The sequence below is a fragment of the Mesorhizobium sp. M7D.F.Ca.US.004.03.1.1 genome (assembly GCF_003998635.1).
Taxonomy (GTDB): Bacteria; Pseudomonadota; Alphaproteobacteria; order Rhizobiales; family Rhizobiaceae; genus Mesorhizobium; species Mesorhizobium loti.
Window position 1 is genome coordinate 1 of record NZ_RZQG01000961.1, and the last position, 2,105, is coordinate 2,105.

At 64.2% G+C, this 2,105-nt stretch carries 3 protein-coding genes; all 3 read right to left on the reverse strand.

Features of this window, described 5'->3' with window-relative positions:
- Positions 1–588 (reverse strand): biotin/lipoyl-containing protein (locus EN935_RS32475; RefSeq protein ID WP_164771550.1); only part of this gene is annotated, 588 nt, incomplete at its 3' end.
- A 3-nt stretch (positions 589–591) separates the two neighbouring features.
- Positions 592–1,590, reverse strand: coding sequence for an alpha-ketoacid dehydrogenase subunit beta (locus tag EN935_RS32480; RefSeq protein WP_127266198.1), 999 nt, complete (start codon positions 1,588–1,590; stop codon positions 592–594).
- Positions 1,590–2,105 (reverse strand): thiamine pyrophosphate-dependent enzyme (locus EN935_RS32485; RefSeq protein WP_245469068.1); only part of this gene is annotated, 516 nt, incomplete at its 5' end. The genes EN935_RS32480 and EN935_RS32485, both read right to left, overlap by 1 nt.

Consider the following 2,105-nt stretch of genomic DNA (forward strand, 5'->3'; position numbering starts at 1 on the left):
CGCGAAGGTGGTGCCTTCTGAGGCGACCCCCTCCGTCCGCTTCGCGGACACCTCCCCCTCAAGGGGGGAGGAAAGTGCGGCGTCGATGTCCGCCTTGACCACGCGGCCGTATGGGCCTGTGCCTGATATGTTGGAAAGAACGATGCCCGCCTCACGGGCAAGGCGCCGCGCCAAAGGTGTCGCGCGGGTTTCCCCCTCCCCCTTGAGGGGAGGGTGGCCGGCCAAGGGCCGGTCGGGTGGGGTCGGTTCGACCGGACTCGGCGCAAAGGCAGTGCCTTCTGAAGCGACCCCCTCTGTCGACTTCGCCGACATCTCCCCCTCGAGGGGGGAGATTGGCGCATAGCTTTCACCGTCGGCATAAATCCACGCCACGGCAGCACCGACAGCAATGTCTACCCCCTCTTTGCCAGTGACGTCGCGCAAGACGCCGCTGGCCGGCGCGTCGATCTCCATCGCCGCCTTGTCGGTTTCGATCTCGAACAGCACATCGCCCTTCTTGACGTGCGCGCCTTCCTCGGCAAACCAGCGTGAGATCTGTCCGGTCGCCATGTCCATGTCGACCTTGGGAAGAATGACTTCGGTCGGCATGGGCTAGCGGACCCCTTTCACAAGGTCGCGCGCGGCGGTGATGATGTCGGGAATTTGCGGCACCGTCGCTTTCTCGAGTTCCGGATTGTAGGGGATCGGCGTTTCGGCGCCGCCCAGCCGCACGATCGGCGCATCGAGATAGTCGAACGCTTCGCTCTCGGCGATCATGGCGCTGACTTCGGCGCCGATGCCCAGCGTCTTGACCGCTTCGTAGACGCACATCAGCCGCGACGTCTTCTTGACGCTGTCGATGACCGTCTGCTTGTCCATCGGCCGGATCGTTCGCAGATCGACGACTTCGACATCGATGCCTTCGCTCTCCAGCACGGCTGCGGCGTCGAGCGCCTTCTGCACCATGATCGAGGTGGCGACGATGGTCAGGTCGCGGCCCTTGCGGCGGATATCTGCCTTGCCGATCGGCACGGTGTAATAGCCTTCGGGCACCGGGCCCTTCATCTTGTAGAGCAGCTTGTGCTCGAAGATCATCACCGGATCGGGATCGGCGACCGCCGCCAAAAGCATGCCCTTGGCATCATAGGGCGTCGCCGGCTGGATGACTTTCAGACCCGGCACGTGGCCGAGCCAGGCCTCCAGGCTCTGGCTGTGCTGGGCCGCCGCACCGGTGCCGGAACCGGCGGGAAAGCGCATCACCACCGGAACCGAAACCTCGCCGCCCAGCATGAAGCGCATCTTGGCCGCCTGGTTGACGATCTGCTCCATGGCCAGCGTTGCGAAATCGGAAAACTGGAATTCGAAGATCGGCCGCATGCCGGTGAGCGCGGCACCGACGGCGACGCCCGCCCCGCCCAGTTCCGAAATCGGCGTGTCGATCACCCGCTCGGTACCGAAACGCTCGACCAGATCGCCGGTCACCTGGAAGGCGCCGCCATAGACGCCGATATCCTCACCCATCAGGAAGACGCGTTCGTCCATGTCCATGGCGATCGACATGGCCTCCTGGATCGCCTGGGCGTAGCTCAGTTCACGCACCATCGCGTCCATCACGCCTGCTCCGTATAGACATAATTGCCGGTGTCGCGAACGTCAGGCGACGGGCTCGCCTTGGCGAACTCGATGCCGTCGGCGATCTCTTGCGCCACGGCGTCGCGAATGGCCTCGATGCCCTTGTTGTCGATGAACCCGAATTCCCTGAGCTCGCTTTCAAACAGGGTGATCGGGTCGCGGTTCGACATCCAGTCCTCGATCTCCTCCTTGGTGCGATAGCGATTGCGGTCGCTCTTGGAATGGCCGCGATGGCGATAGGTCTTGGACTCGATCAGCGTCGGCCCCTCACCCGCGCGGGCTCGGGCGACGGCCTGATGCGACGCCTCGGCGACCTCGGAGAAGATGTTGCCGTTGACGATGACGCCCGGCATCGAATAGGCGGCGGCGCGTTCGGCGATGTTCTTGACGGCGGTCGAGCGGGCCGTCGATGTCGACATGCCGTAGCCGTTGTTCTCGCACACGAAGATCACCGGCAGCTTCCAGATCGCGGCCATGTTCAGCGCCTCGTGGAA

What these genes read in the sequence shown, in the direction of transcription:
- EN935_RS32480 (WP_127266198.1), bottom strand. Translation starts at nt 1,590, where the DNA reads ATGGACGCGATGGTGCGTGAACTGAGCTACGCCCAGGCGATCCAGGAG.